At 27.5% G+C, this 2,896-nt stretch carries 3 protein-coding genes; all 3 read right to left on the bottom strand.

Translation table 11 applies throughout. From position 1 onward, the window contains the following. A partial coding sequence (locus Q0V09_RS10110) for a TonB-dependent receptor (RefSeq protein ID WP_297489200.1) occupies positions 1-835 on the bottom strand: 835 nt, incomplete at its 3' end. An 11-nt stretch (positions 836-846) separates the two neighbouring features. Next, the gene (locus Q0V09_RS10105; RefSeq protein WP_297489197.1) at positions 847-1,770 is read right to left on the bottom strand and encodes a TIM barrel protein; all 924 of its coding nucleotides are present in this window, start codon (positions 1,768-1,770) and stop codon (positions 847-849) included. Positions 1,771-1,786: 16 nt separating this feature from the next. Then, on the bottom strand, positions 1,787-2,896 hold a 1,110-nt coding region (locus Q0V09_RS10100; protein WP_297489195.1), incomplete at its 5' end, for a VWA domain-containing protein.

Raw genomic sequence — 2,896 nt, 5'->3', positions numbered from 1 at the left:
ATGATAAGTTCCATATATCACTTTTATAATGAGACTCCCCTCCATAAGATCCTGCCTTACTTGGATCTTTTTCAAATTGATCTTTTTCAAGATACCCTGTATAATAATCTTTATTTTCATTATGATTATATCTAAGTTCTATATTTCCATCTTTTAACAGATATTTACCCCTTAACCAAATAGATTGATTTTCATCTTTATCATCTTTAAACTCTTCATTTCTATCTCTATAATCCATACTAGCATAACCTGAGTAAGATGTATTTATTAATAAATTTTTACCAATTTTAGTTCCATAGCTCAAATTTGATCTCGTAGTTTCCCAAGAACCAACCTCTAATCCTAAACTACCATAACTCTCTTTATTTTCTGGTGCTTTTGTTACTATATTGATTACTCCACCAATAGCTCCATCACCATACATAACTGCTCCACCAGCAGGAATAACTTCGATTCTTTCAATTTCACCAATTGGAATTTGATTGATATTATAGTTTGCTAATCCATTTAAAGGTATTCCATCTAAAAGTAAAATAGTATTTGCTCCAGCTGTTGCTCCAGATCCTCTCAAATCAATTTTAGGTGAAGCTCCATCCATATTCCTAACAGTTATTCCAGAAACTCCTTTTAATGCTTCCCCTGCTGTTTGAATCCCTTTTTGTGCTATCTCTTCACTTGTAATAACGGTTATATTCTTAGCTGTATCTTTAATTGATGTTGAAAATCCCTCACCTGTTGATATAACCGTTTCTTTCAATTTTACTGACGATACTTCCTCCCCTTGAGCAATAGTTCCCACTACAACCATTGCTGATACTAAAAATAATTTCCTCATTATAATCCCTCCTATTTTTGTATTACATTTTCTTGTTTTTTTATTTTTGCCTCTAAATCTTTATTATTTTTTCCTATTAGTTCATATATTAAAAATTCTAAAGGTAAACTCTTTAAAATGCTATTGATTTCAGGATTTTCAAAAGGATCATGATAATCTATCTCCCCAATATGTTTATAAATCTCTTTTTCTCCCCTTCCATTTAAAGATTTTTTTACATACTCCCCAGATAGTGAATAGTTTAAATGAACTCCTTTTATATAATTTTTATACTCACCTAAATTTTCAATAGAACTCTTAATATATTCAACTGCCTCTTTAGAATTTTTTAAATTTATATTATTATTTATTAAATGTCCAGTATCAAGCATAAACCACGTATTTTTATATGTTATATGTTTTAAAAGATAACTAATCTCCTCCTTAGAAGTTAGTTTTAATCCTGGCCACCATAAATTTTCTAATAAAAGTTTAAATGTATACTTTTCATTAAAAACTTCATTTATTATTTCAACAACATATTTTAAAACTTCCATATCACTATATTGAAATTTATATGTATATGTTTCACTTATTCTGATATTACAAGCATGAAGAACAACATATTCAACATCTAAACTTTTAGCTCTTTCCAATTCACATTTATAAAAATTTAACATCTCCTCTTTAGTTCTTCCGCCACAGACATATTTGTAATCTTCCTCTTTTAAAATTTCCTTTTTCAAAACATCTGTTTTCCCAAGATATAAATCTATCCACATGGGAAAAAATCTTAAATGATACCCCTTCACATCATCTTTTATTGCTAAATTATTGCTATCATTAAATTTGATAAGTTCAAACCCTTGAAAATTATATTTTTTTTTATAATACTTAATCTTTTTTATATTTTCTTCATTAGTGTAGAAATCGCTAGTATTTATAAGTTTTATCATTTTTTATCCTCTGTTTTTATATATTTTCTCTAACTATACAACTTAGAGAATCTCTTTTTAAATCTTCTAATTTATAATATTTTCCATCTAAGTTTTTACATATCTCCTTTGCCATATTTAACTTTATTCGACCAATTTCAGAATCAATAACAATAGATTTAATACCATCATTTTTAATAAAATTACAAAGCTTTAAAAGTTTTTCAAAGGATTCTCCTTTTGATGTATTAATTTTTCCATCTGTAATTAACACAAGCACAGGAATTACTTTTGGATTTTTTTTAATCTCATTTTTTAAAAGAGTATATGATTTTTCAAGACCTTTATATAAAGGAGTATTTCCTCCTGTAGATAACTTTTCTAAATTTTTACTAGCAAGTTCTATACTTCTTGTTATTGGTAAAAGTTCTTCAGCTCTATCTCTTCTAAAAGAAACCATTCCAACACGATCTCTTTTTTCATAAGCATCTTTTAATAATGATAAAATAGCTCCCTTTACAGCTACCATTCTCTCATTAGCCCCCATAGAACCACTTGCATCCACAGTAAATAAAATACTAACTCCAACTCTTTTTTCTCTAACCTTCTCCCGTATATGCTCCTTCTTTATAACTATTGCTAATTTTTTATTTTTAAATATATTTTGATAAGGTGCTGCTGCTCTTAAGGTAGCATCAAAAGCTAGGTCTTTTACCTTCCCTTTTGGAATAATACTTTTAATATATCTTCCTTTTAAGCTATCGCTTATTGTTTTACATCTTTTTCCTGATCCTAAAAGTCTCTTCCTTTTAAAATCATCAATCTCTAATTTTTGTACCTTAAATGTTTTTCCTATAGAGTATTGAAACTCATCATTATTTTCATTTTTTTTCTTTTCTTTAGATATTTCTTGAGGTATATCTTTTTTTAGACTTTCATCTATATTTTTTTCATTATTATCCTCTTGTTTTTTCTGATTCGAAGATTGTTTTTTCTCTCTTACCCTGTGAGTTAATACAAACTCTGAAGCTTCTTTTATATCTTCAATATTTATATAAGTTCTACCCTCATAAGCAGCTATACTTTTTGCTGTTTCTAAAAGTATAATTTCAACATTATTTCCTTGAATATTTCCTTCAACAATCAT

Source organism: uncultured Cetobacterium sp., assembly GCF_947039425.1.
Classification (GTDB): domain Bacteria; phylum Fusobacteriota; class Fusobacteriia; order Fusobacteriales; family Fusobacteriaceae; genus Cetobacterium_A.
This window is presented reverse-complemented; position numbering and strand designations above follow the sequence as displayed.